Origin of the sequence: Vibrio azureus (assembly GCF_002849855.1) — a bacterium.
GTDB classification, from domain to species: Bacteria; Pseudomonadota; Gammaproteobacteria; order Enterobacterales; family Vibrionaceae; genus Vibrio; species Vibrio azureus.
The window spans coordinates 26,230-42,950 of record NZ_CP018616.1; the positions used below are offsets into that span (position 1 = coordinate 26,230).

Here is a 16,721-nt window from a genome sequence, read left to right on the forward strand (position 1 = left end):
TGCGTTTATCACACATTAAGGTAAGGTCAATAATCACTCTACAGGCTGGAAAAGTCTCAGCACAATAAAAATCACTATGGATTAGGTATAAAAACACATGCAGTTCTCAAAGTTTGGTGAAAAGTTTAATCAGTATTCAGGCATTACGCAGTTAATGGACGATTTAAACGATGGCTTACGCACACCCGGTGCCATCATGCTCGGCGGAGGTAATCCAGCCGCCATTCCAGCCATGCTCGATTACTTTAACCAAGCCAGTGAAGAATTGCTCGCCAGTGGTGAACTGATTGCTGCCCTTGCCAACTACGATGGGCCGCAAGGCAAAGACGCATTTGTCAAAGCGCTGGTTCGTTTATTCCGTAACACTTACGGCTGGGACATTTCGGAAAAGAACATCAGTTTAACCAACGGCAGCCAAAGTGGCTTTTTCTACTTATTTAACCTACTTGCTGGTAAACAGCCTGATGGCTCACACAAGAAAATACTCCTACCACTCGCACCGGAATATATTGGTTATGGCGACGCGGGTATTGATGAAGATATTTTTGTCTCTTACCACCCAGAAATTGAGCTACTAGAGAACGGCCTGTTTAAATACCATGTTGATTTTGAACAGCTACAAGTCGATGATTCCGTCGCCGCCATCTGCGCGTCTCGTCCAACCAACCCCACTGGCAACGTACTTACGGATGAAGAAATCCAAAAGCTGGATCAACTAGCACGTGACAATGGTATCCCTCTAATCATCGATAATGCTTATGGTTTACCATTCCCGAACATTATTTTTGAAGATGTCGCTCCATTTTGGAATGACAATACCATCCTGTGTATGAGCTTATCTAAACTGGGCTTGCCCGGTGTACGCTGCGGGATTGTGATCGCGAATGAAGAAATCACTCAAGCGTTAACCAATATGAACGGCATCATTAGCTTAGCTCCAGGCAGTGTTGGGCCAGCTATTGCCAATCACATCATTGCTAAAGGTGATTTACTCAAACTGAGCTCAGAGGTAATCAAACCATTCTACAAGCAGAAGTCACAGCGTGCGGTGGAACTGCTCCAAAACGCCATCACCGATCACCGATTCCGCATCCATAAACCGGAAGGTGCTATCTTCCTGTGGCTATGGTTTGATGAGTTGCCAATCACAACAATGGCACTGTACCAACGCTTGAAAGCACGAGGGGTATTGATTGTTCCGGGTGAATACTTCTTTATTGGTCAGAAAGACGAGTGGGATCATGCGCACCAATGCTTGCGGATGAACTACGTTCAAGACGATGAGATGATGCAAAAAGGCATTGCGATTATTGCTGAAGAAGTGGAAAAAGCTTACCGCGAAGGCGAATAGGCTTTCTCTGTCAGTCTGGCCTTTAGGCCGCCACTTTATAGCACTATTAAAAAGAGCGCCCATATGGCGCTCTTTCTCATTCTATAGCCGAGGTGGGGAACTGATTAGTTGTTTTCAATCATATTGCCACCAATAGCAATCTTACGTGGTTGCATGGCTTCTGGAATTTCACGTACTAAGTCGACATGAAGCAGACCATTTTCCATTGAGGCACCCACTACTTTTACGTAATCCGCCAGTTGGAATTTACGCTCAAAGTCACGTTCTGCGATACCTTGATAGACGTAGTTTTTATCTTCTTCTGCTTTACGCTCGCCCTTCACGATCAACATGTTTTCGTTCTGAGTTAGATCAAGCTGGTCTTCAGCAAAGCCTGCCACTGCCATAGTGATACGGTAGTTGTGCTCGCCTTTTTGCTCGATGTTGTACGGAGGGTAACCGCCAGAAGTGTTCTTCGCAGAGCTTGCTTCCATCAGGTTAAACAGACGGTCGAAGCCAATTGCATTACGGTATAGTGGTGAGAAATCTACATTACGCATAATCCTATCCTCTTTTTTAAGCAATAGTGTTAGCCCGAATGAAGGTCATTCACTGGCGTATTTATGCAAATCTACGCCGGGCTAAACGTTCGATTTTCACTCCTCTGGCCGACAGTTTCAGCTCGGGGACATGATCTCGAATTTAGGTTCAATTGTGTGCTAAGCCATTATCCTCCAATGAGCGATACGGGTTTAGCGGTGGTGAAAATACTGAACTTCTAGTTTGCTAGCAAGCCAGTATCTTCTTCAATACTAGATATAGGGGCAAAAAATTGGCTTTCAAGGGGGAAACAAAAACTTTTTACGGATTACGGATTACGGATTACGGATTACGGATTACGGATTACGGATTATCGTCTGTTTGTCTCTCTTTTACGTCAAGCGATTCTGTATTCTGTCAGCGCAGCGCTTCGTATTCGGTATTCAAACCAAAAAAAACCACCTCTTGCGAGATGGCGTTTTTATTAAGTTTGTTTGAGTTGACTCAATATATTTAGATTACTTTATCAAAGCTGGATGGGCTTAGTTCAAGGAGAAGGCGCAGAGTTTACAAGCATAAATGAGCACCTTCGATATAGAAATCAGTTCATCCAGCGAAGAGAAATAATCTAAACGTCTAGGTTCGCTACTTTAAGCGCATTCTCTTCGATGAAGTTACGACGTGGCTCAACTTGATCACCCATTAGCGTTGTGAACAATTGGTCTGCGCCAACCGCGTCTTCAATGGTTACTTGCATCATACGACGTGTTTCTGGATCCATCGTCGTTTCCCAAAGCTGATCTGGGTTCATTTCACCCAAACCTTTATAGCGCTGTAGGCTTAGACCACGACGAGATTCTTTAATCAGCCACTCAAGTGCCGATGCAAAGCTTGATACTGGCTGAGTACGCTCACCACGCTTGATGTAAGCACCTTCTTCAATCAAGCCATCGAGTGCTTCAGACAGCTCAGCGAGCTTGTTGTACTCTTTCGAGTTTAGAAGATCGATACTTAACGCGTAGTTGTGTGTCACACCGTGGGTACGAACAATGATTTTAGGTAGGTTTAAACCAAGCTCTTGATGTTGTTCAATTTCGAAGCTGTATTGGCTCGCACCGACTTCTTTGGCATTGAGTTGCTCAACCAACTGTTTAGTCCACGCTTCCACTGCTGCCGCATCATGACACTGCTCTGCCGTCAGACGAGGTGTGTAAATAAATTCATGAACTAAAGCACTTGGGTAACGACGGCTCATACGTCCTGCCAGTTTAAGACCAGCATTGTACTGTTGAACCAACTTCTCTAGTGCTTCTCCTGCCAAAGCTGGTGCTTCTGCGTTGACGTGCAGTGATGCGTTATCAAGCGCCAAAGCCACTTGGTATTGGTTCATTGCGTCTTCGTCTTTGATGTACTGCTCTTGCTTACCTTTTTTCACTTTGTAAAGTGGTGGCTGAGCGATGTACACGTAGCCACGCTCGATAAGCTCTGGCATTTGACGGTAAAAGAAAGTCAGCAATAGCGTACGGATGTGTGAACCATCAACGTCAGCATCGGTCATGATGATGATGTTGTGGTAACGCAGTTTATCCGGATTGTACTCGTCACGACCGATACCACAACCTAGTGCAGTGATCAGCGTAGCGACTTCTTGCGAAGAAAGCATCTTGTCGAATCGAGCTTTTTCTACGTTAAGAATCTTACCTTTTAGCGGTAGGATTGCTTGATTCTTACGGTTACGACCTTGTTTTGCGGAGCCGCCTGCCGAATCACCCTCCACTATGTAAAGTTCAGAGACAGCGGGATCTTTTTCCTGACAGTCTGCAAGTTTACCCGGAAGACCTGCTAAATCTAATGCGCCTTTACGACGAGTCATTTCACGAGCTTTACGCGCAGCTTCACGAGCACGTGCTGCATCGATGATTTTCGAACAAACCATCTTCGCTTCTGTTGGGTTCTCAATGAGGAACTCAGACAGTTTTTCACCCATTGCTGATTCAACCGCTGATTTCACTTCAGAAGAAACCAGTTTGTCTTTGGTTTGGCTTGAGAACTTAGGGTCTGGCACTTTAACCGAAACAACCGCAGTCAGACCCTCACGAGCATCATCACCTGATGTTGCGGTTTTTGCTTTCTTAGAAAACCCTTCTTTATCCATGAAAGAGTTCAGTGTACGCGTGAGCGCGGCACGGAAGCCCGCAAGGTGAGTACCACCATCACGTTGTGGAATGTTGTTGGTGAAGCAGTAGATGTTTTCTTGGAAGCCATCGTTCCATTGCATAGCGACTTCTACTGCAATGCCATCTTCACGTTCAAAGTCGAAGTGGAAAATTTTATCGATGATTGGTGTTTTGTTGGTGTTTAAGTGATCAACGAACGCTTGAATACCACCTTCAAACATGAAGTGGTCACTCTTGTCGGCTTCACGCTCATCAACCAGCTTGATAGAAACACCCGAGTTTAGGAAAGAAAGCTCACGTAGACGTTTTGCTAGGATATCGTAATGGAATTCGATATTTGTGAAGGTTTCAGCACTTGGCCAAAAACGGATTTGTGTACCTGTTTGGTCAGTATCACCCACAACCGCTAATGGCGCTTGAGGTTCACCATGGTGGTAAGTTTGCGTATGGATATGACCACCACGATGGATAGTCAGTACTACTTTCTCGGACAAAGCGTTTACCACTGAAACCCCTACTCCGTGAAGGCCGCCCGATACTTTGTACGAGTTATCGTCGAACTTACCACCAGCGTGAAGTACCGTCATGATAACTTCTGCTGCTGAGACATTTTCTTCTGGGTGCATTTCTGTTGGAATGCCACGACCATCATCGCTCACTGAAACCGAGTTATCCTCATGAATGGTCACAACGATGTCTTTACAGTGACCTGCCAACGCTTCATCAATTGAGTTATCCACCACCTCAAAGACCATGTGGTGAAGGCCGGTGCCGTCGTCCGTATCGCCAATGTACATACCTGGACGCTTACGAACCGCATCCAGACCCTTTAGTACTTTAATACTCGATGAATCGTAATTTTCAGACATGAGTTTCTCTCTTCTAGTTTGACTCTATACTGCCATGTTCCACATGGAACAATTTACCTGAATCGTCCAACATATCGGCGATCTGGCTATCAGTAATAGAGCTTACAAATACTTGTGCGCCTGTCTCTTTTAAGCAATCGGCAAGACGCTTACGACGTTGGCTGTCTAATTCCGACGCAAAGTCGTCAATTAGGTAAATACATTGCTTTCCGGTCATTTGTGTTAAATGTTGACCTTGTGCAACCCTTAAGGCACACACCATCAGCTTTAACTGACCACGTGACAGAACATCCTCAACGGGTGTTCCATTCACTTTTATGCGCAAATCTGCCTTATTTGGGCCACTAAAGGTGTACCCTAAAGACTGATCGCGTTCAAAATTCTTGGCTAGTATTTCTTGGTAGGAGGTGCCTTTCTCCCACCCACGATAATACTGCAATTGGATATCAAATTCTGGCAAAAATGTCCGGCAAATAGTTTCAGCCGTTACCTTCATCTGGCTAAGGTACTCCGCTCGCCATTGACTGATGTTTTCTGCCAAGCGTGCCATTTCTTGATCCCAATAACTTAACTCTCGATAACTGTTCGCCGTTTTAAGTAAAGCATTTCTCTGTTTATTAAGTCGCTTAAAGCGCCCCCATGCATCATAAAATGCAGGTTCAGTATGAAATACTCCCCAGTCCATAAAAGAGCGACGATGTTTCGGCCCATCGGTTAATAAATCAAACCCTTCAGGGTGAATCAGTTGCAGAGGTAATACTTGAGCTAATTGCGCGAGTTTCTGTCCAGATTGCCCGCCTATTTTAACCTCAGTTGAACCATCACGCTGCTTATTGATCCCAACTGGCAGCTCAAATTGGTCTGAATTCAAAAAACGTCCATGAACAAACAGTTCACTGCACTCATTTTGAATCACACGTCCAGTCAGTGAGCTTTTAAAAGAACGCCCATGGCCGAGCAAATAAATCGCCTCGAGCACACTGGTTTTTCCGCTGCCATTAGGCCCAATAAGAAAGTTAAAGCCTGCTGATAATTCAATATCACAGGCTTTAATGTTGCGGAACTGCTGGATAATTAGACGAGTAAGTGGCATGCAAATAACTTAGAGGCGAATTGGCATCACCACGTACATTGCGCTGTCATCATCGGCGTTTTCAATCAGTGCGCTGGCATTGGCATCCGACATCGACACTCGCACCTTCTCACAACGCAATGTGTTTAATACATCAAGCACGTAGCTGACATTGAAGCCAATTTCGATTGCGTCGCCATCAAAGTTAACATCAAGCACTTCTTCCGCTTCTTCTTGCTCAGGGTTATTAGCCGTAATCCGCATTTCATTACCTGCCAGATTAACACGCACACCACGAAACTTCTCATTAGAAAGAATCGCGGCACGAGAAAACGCTTGGCGCAACTCATCACAGCCAGTTTCCAGGGTCTTATTCGTGCTTTGAGGCAGTACGCGACGGTAATCAGGAAAACGGCCATCGACTAATTTAGAAGTAAAGATAAAGTTATTCACTGCCGCTCGGACATTAGAACCGCCGATTTGCAGCACAACAGATTGCTCAGGTGCATCCATCAATTTAACTAACTCTTGTACCCCTTTGCGTGGCACGATAATTTGCTTTTGTGCAAAATCAGCACCGAGTTGTGTTTGTGAAACCGCCATTCGGTGGCCATCGGTTGCAACACTTCGTAATATGGTGCCATCGATCTCAAATAGCATACCATTGAGGTAATAGCGTACATCCTGATTAGCCATAGAAAACTGAGTTTTTTCGATCAAAGAACGCAGTGCAGCCTGAGTTAAAGAGACTTCAACCTCACTCTGCCAATCTTCAATGTTAGGAAAATCACTCGCAGGCAAAGTAGACAAAGAAAAACGACTGCGACCAGATCGCACCTGAACTCGGTCACCTTCTAATACAAAGGTAATAATAGCATCATCAGGAAGACCACGACAGATATCAAGAAACTTACGCGAAGGCACCGTCACACTACCCGCTTCGAAGTCACCTTCTAGTGCGACATTGCTGACCAATTCAACTTCCAGATCAGTTGCTGTCATCGACAAAATGCCTTGTTCTACTTTAAGTAGTAAATTGCCTAAGATCGGCAAAGTTGGGCGGCCACCCAGTGCACCCGAGACCTGTTGCAACGGTTTGATTAAATGACTACGTTCAATAGTAAATTTCATGATGTTCTTACGCTATCAGCTCAATTGATGATTTGCTTTTAATCTTGTTATTGTAACCGATTAAGAGGACAGGGTGCGAATCAAGTTAGAGTAATCTTCCTTGATATCGTGGCTTTCTTCACGCAACTGCTGAATCTTACGGCATGCATGTAACACCGTGGTATGGTCACGCCCACCAAATGCATCACCAATTTCTGGCAAACTGTGGTTGGTTAACTCTTTGGCTAACGCCATAGCTAGTTGGCGAGGACGAGCAACAGAGCGAGAGCGTCGTTTGGATAACAAATCAGCGACTTTGATTTTGTAGTATTCCGCAACGGTTTTTTGAATATTATCAATCGTGACCAGTTTTTCTTGCAATGCTAGAAGATCTCGCAGCGCCTCACGTACGAAATCGATCGTAATTGGACGCCCTGTGAAGTTTGCATTAGCAATAACACGGTTAAGAGCTCCTTCAAGTTCACGAACGTTAGAACGCAAACGCTTAGCGATGAAAAATGCGACTTCATCTGCAAGGTGAATTTGATGGTCTTCAGCCTTCTTCATCAAGATCGCCACACGAGTTTCTAACTCAGGTGGCTCGATCGCAACCGTCAGACCCCAACCAAAGCGTGATTTCAAGCGATCTTCTACCCCACTGATCTCTTTCGGGTAACGATCGGAAGTCAGAATGATCTGTTGATTACCTTCTAATAGTGCGTTGAAGGTATGAAAAAACTCTTCTTGAGAACGCTCTTTGTTGGCAAAAAATTGAATGTCATCGATCAGCAAGGCATCCACACTGCGGTAATAACGTTTAAATTCTTCAATCGCATTGTTTTGCAGCGCTTTCACCATATCTTGCACAAAACGCTCGGAGTGCATATAAACCACTTTTGCATTAGGTTTATTATCAACAATCGCGTTACCCACCGCATGCAGCAAGTGTGTTTTACCAAGACCCGTCCCGCCATAAAGAAATAATGGGTTATAAGCAGCACCCGGGTTATCTGATACCTGACGGGCTGCTGCCAGTCCAAGTTGGTTAGACTTACCTTCGACGAAGTTATTGAACTTGTGCTTTGGGTTAACGTTGGAGCGGTGATTGATGTTTGCAATGGCTTGAGCGTCATCGTCCCATGTTTTATGCACAGGTTTACGAGCTTGCAGCTGTGCTGGAGCAGAAGACTCCGCTGCGACATCGGCTGGCGTACGAGTTGGCACTGGCTTCGGAGCGGCCACCGGACGACTGCCGACCTCAAAGCGCAAGCTTGGTATGTCACTTCCGCAATACTCTTGAAGTAAACGGTTAATGCTATTTAGATATTTGTCACGAACCCAATCCAAAACAAAACGGTTAGGTGCGAACAAAGTGAGAGTATTGTCATTGAGCTCCGCTTGTAACGGACGAACCCACATACTGAATTCTGTAGCTGGTAGCTCTTCTTGAAGCTGCTGCAAACATTGCAGCCAAAGCGAAGATGACACGGCGCCCCCACTGAGTATTAAATTATAGGAAAGAATAGAATTTTACCTGTTGATAACCAAGATCGCCAGTAATTGATCGACGATCCAGTGAATAAGATCTACGTTATGCACAATTATTTCATCCAATAGAGTAAGATCAACACACCTTACCCCAACTTTGCCCACACATTGATCCACATTTAGTCACAATCGGGGCGATCTCGTCGTTGGTGATAACTCTGTGCATGAATTTTATTCCATGTCTATTTATACACACCGTTGAGCGATTTTTTTAGATTTATGCACAAGATTATCAATTTTCATTTTTATACCACTGCTCACAACTGAAAAAACCACATCTTCGCCTAAACAAAATAAACTCTAACGGCAGCCTTCTACAACACTGCGATAAAACACAGCGCTTCCATCAGCATTTATAAAACAACAAAACCCAATAAAACAGCAACTTGGAACGAAAAAACATCAAGATCAACACTAAGATCAATCGATCCTTGAGATTTTGCTCACACTACGTATAATCGTCCGGCCGGAATTTCATACTCACGGGTCATTGACACATTATGTGAGTGTGATTACAATTCCGCCTCTTTGTTGAGAGGCGTCGGTTAGTCTTCTCTATATAAAGAGCTTCTTTATATTAAGAAAGCATCATACCCACGCCGGGTTCAACAAGAACCTAAAACTACTGATCAGTAAAGGTAATTATCATGAAACGCACTTTTCAACCTACAGTTCTAAAGCGCAAGCGTACTCACGGCTTCCGTGCTCGCATGGCAACTAAGAACGGTCGTAAAGTTATTAACGCACGTCGTGCAAAAGGCCGTGCGCGCCTATCAAAATAATCGCTAGTTTATTTTGAACACGTACGCGTTTAATCGGGAGTTACGTTTGTTAACTCCCGAGCATTATCAAAACGTCTTCCAGCAAGCTCATCGAGCTGGCTCGCCTCATTTCACCATCATTGCTCGCAATAATAAGCTTTCTCACCCACGCTTAGGTTTAGCGGTTCCCAAGAAGCAAATCAAAACTGCTGTCGGCCGAAATCGATTTAAACGTTTAGCGCGTGAAAGCTTTCGTAACAATCAACATCAGCTTGCAAACAAAGATTTTGTTGTTATTGCCAAGAAAAGCGCGCAAGATTTAAGCAATGAGGAATTATTTAAGTTGTTTGATAAGTTATGGCAACGCCTGTCTCGCCCTTCACGTGGGTAGCCATTGGGCTCGTTTATCTTTATCGCTGGTTTATCAGCCCTCTGATAGGTCCTCGTTGCCGGTTCACACCAACTTGTTCTACTTACGCGCTCGAAGCCTTAAAAGCTCACGGTTTTGTAAAAGGATGTTGGTTATCAGGCAAACGTCTATTAAAATGCCACCCCTTGAACCAAGGGGGGTATGATCCCGTTCCACCAGTCCAAACACAAGACAGAGATAATTAACGATGGATTCTCAACGTAATATCCTGCTCATCGCTTTGCTCGCGGTTTCTTTCTTGCTATTTCAACAATGGCAAAAAGATAAGAACCCAACGCCACAAGCCATTGAACAGGCTCAATCAAGCAATACTGTAATGGCGCCATCTAATGCAGATGAGTTCGATCCACTACCAGTTCAACAGCAAGCCGCTGCAAAAACGATCACAGTGACGACTGATGTTTTAACTCTGTCGATTAACACCTTTGGTGGTGACATTGTTCATGCAGACCTCAACCAATATGCCGCTCAAATGGACTCTTCTGATCCGTTTGTCCTGTTAAAAAATACCAAAGGTCACCAGTTCATCGCCAAAAGTGGTCTTTGGGGCCCACAAGGCATTGATAAAAGCACAACCAATCGCCCTTACTACAACGTCAGCGCTGACAGCTTTACTCTTGTCGATGGGCAAAATGAGCTGCGTATCCCAATGACGGTAAGCGTTAATGGCATTGACTACACTAAGACTTTCGTTCTAGAGCGTGGCAGCTATGCCGTCAAAGTTGAATACGATATCGTCAACAACTCAGGCAGCAACGCAACCGTACGTATGTATGCATACCTACGCCAAAATCTAATGGATGACGGTGGCAGCATTACCATGCCAACATACCGTGGTGGCGCTTATTCGACTCAAGATGTACGTTATAAAAAGTACAGCTTTGAAGATTTTGAGGACATAAAAACTCCTGATACAGAGCTTAACTTAGCGACATTAACCAATGGTGAGGGTTGGGCAGCAATGATCCAACACTACTTTGCTGCAGCGTGGGTGCCTAAAAGTGAACCTGGCACGGAACTGTTTACCCGAAGAAACACTAAGCCCGGCATAGAGAATACTGGCGACATCGGTTTCCGTATGCCGGAAACAACCATTGCCTCTGGTGAGCAAGCGCACTTTAAAGCGGCTCTTTGGGTAGGTCCTAAACTGCAATCACAGATGGAAGCCGTTGCACCAAACCTTGACCTCGTTGTCGACTACGGTTGGTTATGGTTTATTGCTAAGCCATTGCACTGGCTGCTCTCTTTCATCCACGGTTTTGTGGGTAACTGGGGTTTCGCGATCATCTTGCTAACGTTTGTGGTCCGTGGTGCGATGTACCCACTGACAAAAGCTCAGTACACATCGATGGCTAAAATGCGCATGTTGCAACCAAAACTGCAAGAGATGCGTGAGCGTTTTGGTGAAGATCGCCAACGTATGAGCCAAGAAATGATGGAACTGTACAAGAAAGAAAAAGTAAACCCACTTGGTGGCTGTTTACCACTTGTACTGCAAATGCCTATCTTTATCGCGCTTTACTGGGCATTGATGGAATCGGTTGAACTGCGTCATGCACCATTCATGTTGTGGATTCACGACCTTTCTTCACCGGATCCATACTACGTACTACCATTGCTGATGGGTGTATCGATGTTCATTATCCAAAAAATGAGCCCAACAAACGTTACTGACCCAATGCAGCAGAAGATCATGACATTTATGCCTGTCATGTTTACCGTGTTCTTCCTATGGTTCCCAGCAGGTCTGGTTCTATACTGGCTAGTATCGAACATTGTAACGCTTATCCAGCAAACCATTATTTACAAATCGCTGGAGAAAAAAGGCTTACATACTAAGTAACCTTTGAATAAAAGCATAACAAAGGCGGCCAAAAGGTCGCCTTTTTGTTTTGGGCTGATTACAATTCAGCTAACTACCCGTTTTGGCTCCCTAGGAGATAACCCTATAGCCCAGCTCAAAAGGCAAGATTATGACTACAGATACGATTGTCGCTCAAGCCACCGCTCCTGGTCGTGGTGGTGTGGGCATTATTCGTGTTTCTGGCCCAAAGGCCAACCAAGTAGCACTTGAAGTCACAGGCAAAGTGCTCAAACCTCGCTATGCTGAGTATCTGCCATTCCAAGCGGAAGATGGTAGCGTACTCGACCAAGGCATCGCGCTGTACTTCCCTAACCCACATTCCTTTACTGGTGAAGACGTACTCGAGCTTCAAGGCCATGGCGGCCCTGTCGTAATGGATATGCTGATCAAACGTATTCTAGGCATTGACGGCGTGCGTGCTGCGCGTCCTGGTGAGTTCTCAGAACGTGCCTTCTTGAACGACAAGATGGATCTCACCCAAGCAGAAGCGATTGCTGATCTGATTGATGCCAGTTCAGAAGAAGCAGCGAAATCCGCACTGCAGTCCCTACAAGGTCAATTCTCACAACGTATTCATACTTTGTTGGAGTCTCTGATCCATTTGCGTATTTACGTCGAGGCCGCCATCGATTTTCCAGAAGAAGAAATCGACTTTCTGGCAGATGGCAAAGTCTCAGCCGATCTACAGGCGATCATCGATAACCTCGAAGCCGTCCGCAAAGAAGCCAATCAAGGTGCGATTATGCGTGAAGGGATGAAAGTCGTGATTGCAGGCCGCCCTAATGCCGGTAAGTCGAGCCTACTCAATGCTCTGTCTGGTAAAGAGTCTGCCATCGTCACAGATATCGCCGGTACGACGCGTGATGTCCTACGTGAGCATATCCACATCGATGGGATGCCATTGCACATTATCGATACCGCAGGTCTACGTGATGCATCTGATGAAGTGGAAAAAATTGGTATCGAGCGTGCATGGGATGAAATTAGCCAAGCTGATCGGGTGTTATTCATGGTTGATGGCACCACAACCGATGCAACTGACCCGAAAGAAATCTGGCCTGATTTTGTTGATCGCCTGCCTGAAAACATTGGCATTACCGTGATCCGCAATAAAGCTGATCAAACTGGCGAAGCGATGGGGATCTGTCATGTCAACGATCCTACCTTGATTCGTCTCTCGGCCAAAACAGGATCAGGGGTAGACGCACTCAGAAATCACCTAAAAGATTGTATGGGCTTCTCTGGTAATACCGAAGGTGGATTTATGGCTCGCCGTCGTCATTTGGATGCATTAGAGCGTGCCGCTCAGCACCTCCAGATAGGCCAAGAACAGCTCGAAGGCTATATGGCGGGAGAAATCTTGGCAGAAGAGCTCCGCATTACTCAGCAACACCTGAACGAAATCACAGGTGAATTCAGTTCTGATGACTTACTAGGCCGAATCTTCTCCTCATTCTGTATCGGTAAATAATCAAAACACGCGGTGTTAAGCATAGGTTTAACACCGCGTTTCTTTTTGTACTGGCGCTAATAACACGTTGGCGTCAGTGAGGCTCAATAAAGGAAGACACATGATCCACATTATTACAGGCAGTACGTTAGGTGGCGCAGAATACGTTGGTGATCACCTAAGTGATCTACTCAATGAGAACGGTTTTGAAACAACGATCCACAACCAGCCGGAGTTGTCTGCGATCGAAAACCAAGGCACTTGGTTGGTGATCACTTCAACTCACGGCGCGGGTGAATACCCAGATAACATTCAGCCTTTCATTGCTGCATTACAAAACACACCGCCTAAGATGGCAGACGTAAAGTTTGCTGTGATAGCGATTGGTGACTCAAGTTACGATACGTTCTGTGCTGCAGGCCAACATGCTTACGACCTGTTAGAAGACATTGGCGCAACACCTATCAGCGACTGCTTGAAGATCGATGTACTCAGTCACGATGTACCTGAAGATGCCGCAGAGGTGTGGTTAAACGAAAATCTTGCCCGCTTTAACGCATAATGATGGTGATGGAGAGTCGCTCAGCGGCTCTTTACCACGATTTAGACCTGTCCGACTCCCACCTTTAATGATTTAAGTGCTTAAAAACCCATCAAACCATCTGTGGATAAGTATCGTGTAATCCAGTGATCTTCCTTTAGTTATCCAATTAATAACTTTTTACGATCTCTACCCCTGTGTATAAGTGGCCATTTTGATCCCAGGAAATCCTCACTTAGATCCAATCATGATCACAAGATATGATCTTAAAAAGATCCATGATCTTGTTGATCATTTATCACTTATCCACAGAAAGGTGGGATCCTAATAATAGATCCAATAAAAGATCATATATAAAGATCTTATATTAATAGATTCAGAGACTAAAATGTTTAACATAAGAAAACAATTCTCTCTCAGAGATAAAAAAGGTAGAATACCGCTCTTTTTTATCTGTCCATAAAATCCTTTGAATACCTGAGGTCGGTTCATGCTTTATCACGAAAATTTTGACGTCATTGTTGTTGGTGGCGGACACGCAGGAACGGAAGCGGCACTCGCATCTGCACGCACAGGACAAAAAACGCTTCTCCTAACACATAACATCGATACATTAGGCCAAATGTCCTGTAATCCGGCCATTGGTGGTATTGGTAAAGGCCACTTAGTCAAAGAAGTTGACGCTATGGGTGGTCTAATGGCTGAAGCAATAGATCATGCAGGTATTCAATTTAGAACTCTTAATGCATCTAAAGGGCCAGCGGTTCGAGCCACTCGTGCACAAGCTGATCGTGCTCTTTACAAAGCCTATGTTCGTAATGGATTAGAAAATACCCCTAATTTAACCTTGTTCCAGCAATCGGTGGACGATTTGATTGTGGAACATGATCGTGCGGTTGGGGTTGTGACTCAAATGGGTCTCAAATTCCGCGCCAAAGCGATTGTATTGACCGTTGGAACTTTTCTTGGCGGAAAGATACACATTGGTATGGAAAGCTCTTCTGGTGGCCGTGCAGGCGATCCTCCATCGATCGCACTTGCTGATCGTTTACGCGAACTGCCATTTCGTGTTGATCGTCTGAAAACAGGCACACCACCACGAATTGACGCGCGCAGTGTTGATTTTTCAGCACTTGAAGTGCAGCACGGTGATAATCCAACCCCAGTATTTTCATTTATGGGGAACCGTCAGCAGCATCCACGCCAAATCCCATGTTTCATTACGCACACCAATGAACAAACCCACGATGTCATTCGTGACAACCTTGATCGCAGCCCTATGTATGCAGGTGTGATCGAAGGAATTGGTCCTCGTTACTGCCCATCGATCGAAGATAAAGTGATGCGCTTTGCGGACAAGAACAGTCATCAAATTTTCATTGAACCTGAGGGTTTAACCACTCATGAGTTGTATCCGAATGGTATTTCCACCAGCTTACCATTTGACGTTCAAGTACAGATCGTTCGCTCAATGAAAGGGTTTGAGAACGCGCATATTGTACGTCCAGGTTATGCGATTGAGTACGATTTCTTTGATCCTCGAGATTTGAAACAAACCTATGAGACAAAATTCATCAATGGTTTGTTCTTTGCTGGCCAAATTAACGGTACAACAGGTTATGAAGAAGCGGCAGCACAAGGTTTGATGGCCGGTCTTAACGCGAGTTTATACAGTCAAGACAAAGAAGGTTGGAGCCCACGCCGTGATCAAGCTTATATGGGAGTATTGATTGACGATTTATCGACCATGGGGACTAAAGAACCGTACCGTATGTTCACGTCACGTGCTGAATACCGTCTGTTGCTTCGTGAAGATAATGCCGATCTGCGTCTAACAGAAAAAGCCCATCAACTTGGTTTGATTGATGAAGCTCGTTGGGCTCGCTTTAACCAAAAGATCGATAATATGGAAACCGAACGTCAGCGCCTGAAATCAACTTGGATGAATCCAAATTCAGCGGGTGTGGATGAGTTGAACAAGTTATTGAAAACACCAATGGCCCGTGAAGCCAGTGGTGAGGATCTTCTGCGTCGTCCAGAAATTAATTACTCACAATTGACTCAACTGGATGCATTCTCTCCTGCGTTAGACGATCAACAAGCAGCAGAACAAGTTGAAATTCAAGTGAAATACGATGGTTATATCAAGCGTCAGCAAGATGAGATCGAAAAATCATTGCGTCATGAGCACACTAAGTTACCGACAGATTTGAACTACCAAGACGTCAAAGGTCTGTCAAACGAAGTTGTCACCAAGCTGAACGAGTCAAAGCCAGAAAGTATTGGGATTGCATCTCGTATTTCCGGTGTTACTCCTGCTGCAATCTCAATTTTACTTGTTCATTTGAAGAAGCACGGCCTGCTGAAAAAAGGTGAGGACGAATAATGAGCGCTCTACGGACCAAACTCGATAGCTTAATTGCTCAGACTGAATTAACCGTTTCTGAGCAGCAACGTGAGCAGTTGATCGCTTACGTTGAATGGCTCGATAAATGGAATAAAGCTTACAACTTAACCTCAGTGCGTGATCCTCAGGAAATGTTGGTTAAACATATTCTCGATAGTATCGTAGTGAGTAATCACTTACCGGAAGGTGAGCGTTTTATCGATGTTGGTACGGGACCTGGATTGCCAGGCATTCCTCTGGCGATCATGAATCCAGACAAAGTATTCTTCTTATTGGATAGTTTGGGTAAGCGAATTCGTTTTCTCAAGCAGGTTGTTCATGCTCTTGGACTAAAAAATGTGACTCCTATCCAAAGTCGAGTTGAAGAGTTCCAACCTGAAGAAAAATTTGATGGCGTTTTAAGTCGAGCTTTTGCTTCAATGACAGATATGGTCGAATGGTGTCAGCATTTGCCAAAAGCAAACACGGGCGTCTTTCTCGCATTAAAAGGTTTACAGCCTAACAATGAGATAGAACAGTTGCCAGAGTGGTGTAGTGTGACAGAGATCATATCTTTGGTTGTTCCTGAGTTAGAAGGTGAGCGTCATCTAGTAATCTTATCGCGCAAGGATAATTAGTGAGG

Annotated in this window: 14 protein-coding genes; 9 read left to right on the forward strand and 5 right to left on the reverse strand. The window is 44.9% G+C overall.

What is annotated here, in order from left to right:
* The first annotated feature begins 97 nt into the window (after window positions 1-97).
* Window positions 98-1,351, forward strand: a complete 1,254-nt coding sequence (locus BS333_RS00135; RefSeq protein ID WP_021709687.1) for a valine--pyruvate transaminase — start codon at window positions 98-100, stop codon at window positions 1,349-1,351.
* Window positions 1,352-1,455: 104 nt separating this feature from the next.
* On the opposite strand, the gene BS333_RS00140 is transcribed toward BS333_RS00135, so the two are convergent.
* From BS333_RS00140 to dnaA, 5 genes are all read right to left on the reverse strand, one after another.
* Window positions 1,456-1,890: an Hsp20 family protein gene (locus BS333_RS00140; RefSeq protein WP_021709688.1), complete on the reverse strand. Its 435-nt coding sequence runs from the start codon at window positions 1,888-1,890 to the stop codon at window positions 1,456-1,458.
* Window positions 1,891-2,498: 608 nt separating this feature from the next.
* Window positions 2,499-4,916, reverse strand: a complete 2,418-nt coding sequence (gyrB, locus tag BS333_RS00145; protein ID WP_021709689.1) for a DNA topoisomerase (ATP-hydrolyzing) subunit B — start codon at window positions 4,914-4,916, stop codon at window positions 2,499-2,501.
* 13 nt (window positions 4,917-4,929) lie between these two features.
* On the reverse strand, window positions 4,930-6,009 hold the full coding sequence (recF, locus tag BS333_RS00150) for a DNA replication/repair protein RecF (RefSeq protein ID WP_021709690.1): 1,080 nt from the start codon (window positions 6,007-6,009) through the stop codon (window positions 4,930-4,932).
* Between the two features lie 9 nt (window positions 6,010-6,018).
* Window positions 6,019-7,119, reverse strand: coding sequence for a DNA polymerase III subunit beta (gene dnaN / locus BS333_RS00155; RefSeq protein WP_021709691.1), 1,101 nt, complete (start codon window positions 7,117-7,119; stop codon window positions 6,019-6,021).
* Window positions 7,120-7,179: 60 nt separating this feature from the next.
* Entirely contained in the window at window positions 7,180-8,586 is a 1,407-nt protein-coding gene (gene dnaA / locus BS333_RS00160; RefSeq protein ID WP_021709692.1) for a chromosomal replication initiator protein DnaA, read from the reverse strand.
* Between the two features lie 707 nt (window positions 8,587-9,293).
* Here dnaA and rpmH point away from each other — a divergent pair.
* The 8 genes from rpmH to rsmG all read left to right on the forward strand — a co-directional run bounded on the left by rpmH (window position 9,294) and on the right by rsmG (window position 16,716).
* Window positions 9,294-9,428: a 50S ribosomal protein L34 gene (gene rpmH / locus BS333_RS00170; RefSeq protein WP_005378825.1), complete on the forward strand. Its 135-nt coding sequence runs from the start codon at window positions 9,294-9,296 to the stop codon at window positions 9,426-9,428.
* Window positions 9,429-9,474: 46 nt separating this feature from the next.
* The gene (rnpA, locus tag BS333_RS00175; protein ID WP_021709693.1) at window positions 9,475-9,798 is read left to right on the forward strand and encodes a ribonuclease P protein component; all 324 of its coding nucleotides are present in this window, start codon (window positions 9,475-9,477) and stop codon (window positions 9,796-9,798) included.
* A complete protein-coding gene (yidD, locus tag BS333_RS00180; RefSeq protein ID WP_021709694.1) occupies window positions 9,765-10,022 on the forward strand; it encodes a membrane protein insertion efficiency factor YidD in 258 nt (85 codons plus the stop codon). Before rnpA ends, yidD begins: the two co-directional genes overlap by 34 nt.
* Before the next feature lie 2 nt (window positions 10,023-10,024).
* The gene (gene yidC / locus BS333_RS00185; protein ID WP_021709695.1) at window positions 10,025-11,680 is read left to right on the forward strand and encodes a membrane protein insertase YidC; all 1,656 of its coding nucleotides are present in this window, start codon (window positions 10,025-10,027) and stop codon (window positions 11,678-11,680) included.
* A 130-nt stretch (window positions 11,681-11,810) separates the two neighbouring features.
* A complete protein-coding gene (gene mnmE / locus BS333_RS00190) occupies window positions 11,811-13,172 on the forward strand; it encodes a tRNA uridine-5-carboxymethylaminomethyl(34) synthesis GTPase MnmE (RefSeq protein WP_021709696.1) in 1,362 nt (453 codons plus the stop codon).
* A 100-nt stretch (window positions 13,173-13,272) separates the two neighbouring features.
* Entirely contained in the window at window positions 13,273-13,713 is a 441-nt protein-coding gene (gene mioC / locus BS333_RS00195) for an FMN-binding protein MioC (RefSeq protein ID WP_021709697.1), read from the forward strand.
* A 469-nt stretch (window positions 13,714-14,182) separates the two neighbouring features.
* Window positions 14,183-16,078, forward strand: a complete 1,896-nt coding sequence (gene mnmG, locus BS333_RS00200; RefSeq protein ID WP_021709698.1) for a tRNA uridine-5-carboxymethylaminomethyl(34) synthesis enzyme MnmG — start codon at window positions 14,183-14,185, stop codon at window positions 16,076-16,078.
* Entirely contained in the window at window positions 16,078-16,716 is a 639-nt protein-coding gene (gene rsmG / locus BS333_RS00205) for a 16S rRNA (guanine(527)-N(7))-methyltransferase RsmG (protein WP_021709699.1), read from the forward strand. The genes mnmG and rsmG overlap by 1 nt, the downstream gene beginning before the upstream one ends.
* Window positions 16,717-16,721 lie beyond the last annotated feature (5 nt).

Excerpts from the sequence above, each read along its gene's own strand:
- BS333_RS00135 (WP_021709687.1), top strand. The coding sequence starts at position 98 with ATGCAGTTCTCAAAGTTTGGTGAAAAGTTTAATCAGTATTCAGGCATT.
- BS333_RS00140 (WP_021709688.1), bottom strand. The coding sequence starts at position 1,890 with ATGCGTAATGTAGATTTCTCACCACTATACCGTAATGCAATTGGCTTC.
- gyrB (WP_021709689.1), bottom strand. The coding sequence starts at position 4,916 with ATGTCTGAAAATTACGATTCATCGAGTATTAAAGTACTAAAGGGTCTG.
- recF (WP_021709690.1), bottom strand. The coding sequence starts at position 6,009 with ATGCCACTTACTCGTCTAATTATCCAGCAGTTCCGCAACATTAAAGCC.
- dnaN (WP_021709691.1), bottom strand. The coding sequence starts at position 7,119 with ATGAAATTTACTATTGAACGTAGTCATTTAATCAAACCGTTGCAACAG.
- rpmH (WP_005378825.1), top strand. The coding sequence starts at position 9,294 with ATGAAACGCACTTTTCAACCTACAGTTCTAAAGCGCAAGCGTACTCAC.
- yidD (WP_021709694.1), top strand. The coding sequence starts at position 9,765 with ATGGCAACGCCTGTCTCGCCCTTCACGTGGGTAGCCATTGGGCTCGTT.
- yidC (WP_021709695.1), top strand. The coding sequence starts at position 10,025 with ATGGATTCTCAACGTAATATCCTGCTCATCGCTTTGCTCGCGGTTTCT.
- mnmE (WP_021709696.1), top strand. The coding sequence starts at position 11,811 with ATGACTACAGATACGATTGTCGCTCAAGCCACCGCTCCTGGTCGTGGT.
- mioC (WP_021709697.1), top strand. The coding sequence starts at position 13,273 with ATGATCCACATTATTACAGGCAGTACGTTAGGTGGCGCAGAATACGTT.
- mnmG (WP_021709698.1), top strand. The coding sequence starts at position 14,183 with ATGCTTTATCACGAAAATTTTGACGTCATTGTTGTTGGTGGCGGACAC.
- rsmG (WP_021709699.1), top strand. The coding sequence starts at position 16,078 with ATGAGCGCTCTACGGACCAAACTCGATAGCTTAATTGCTCAGACTGAA.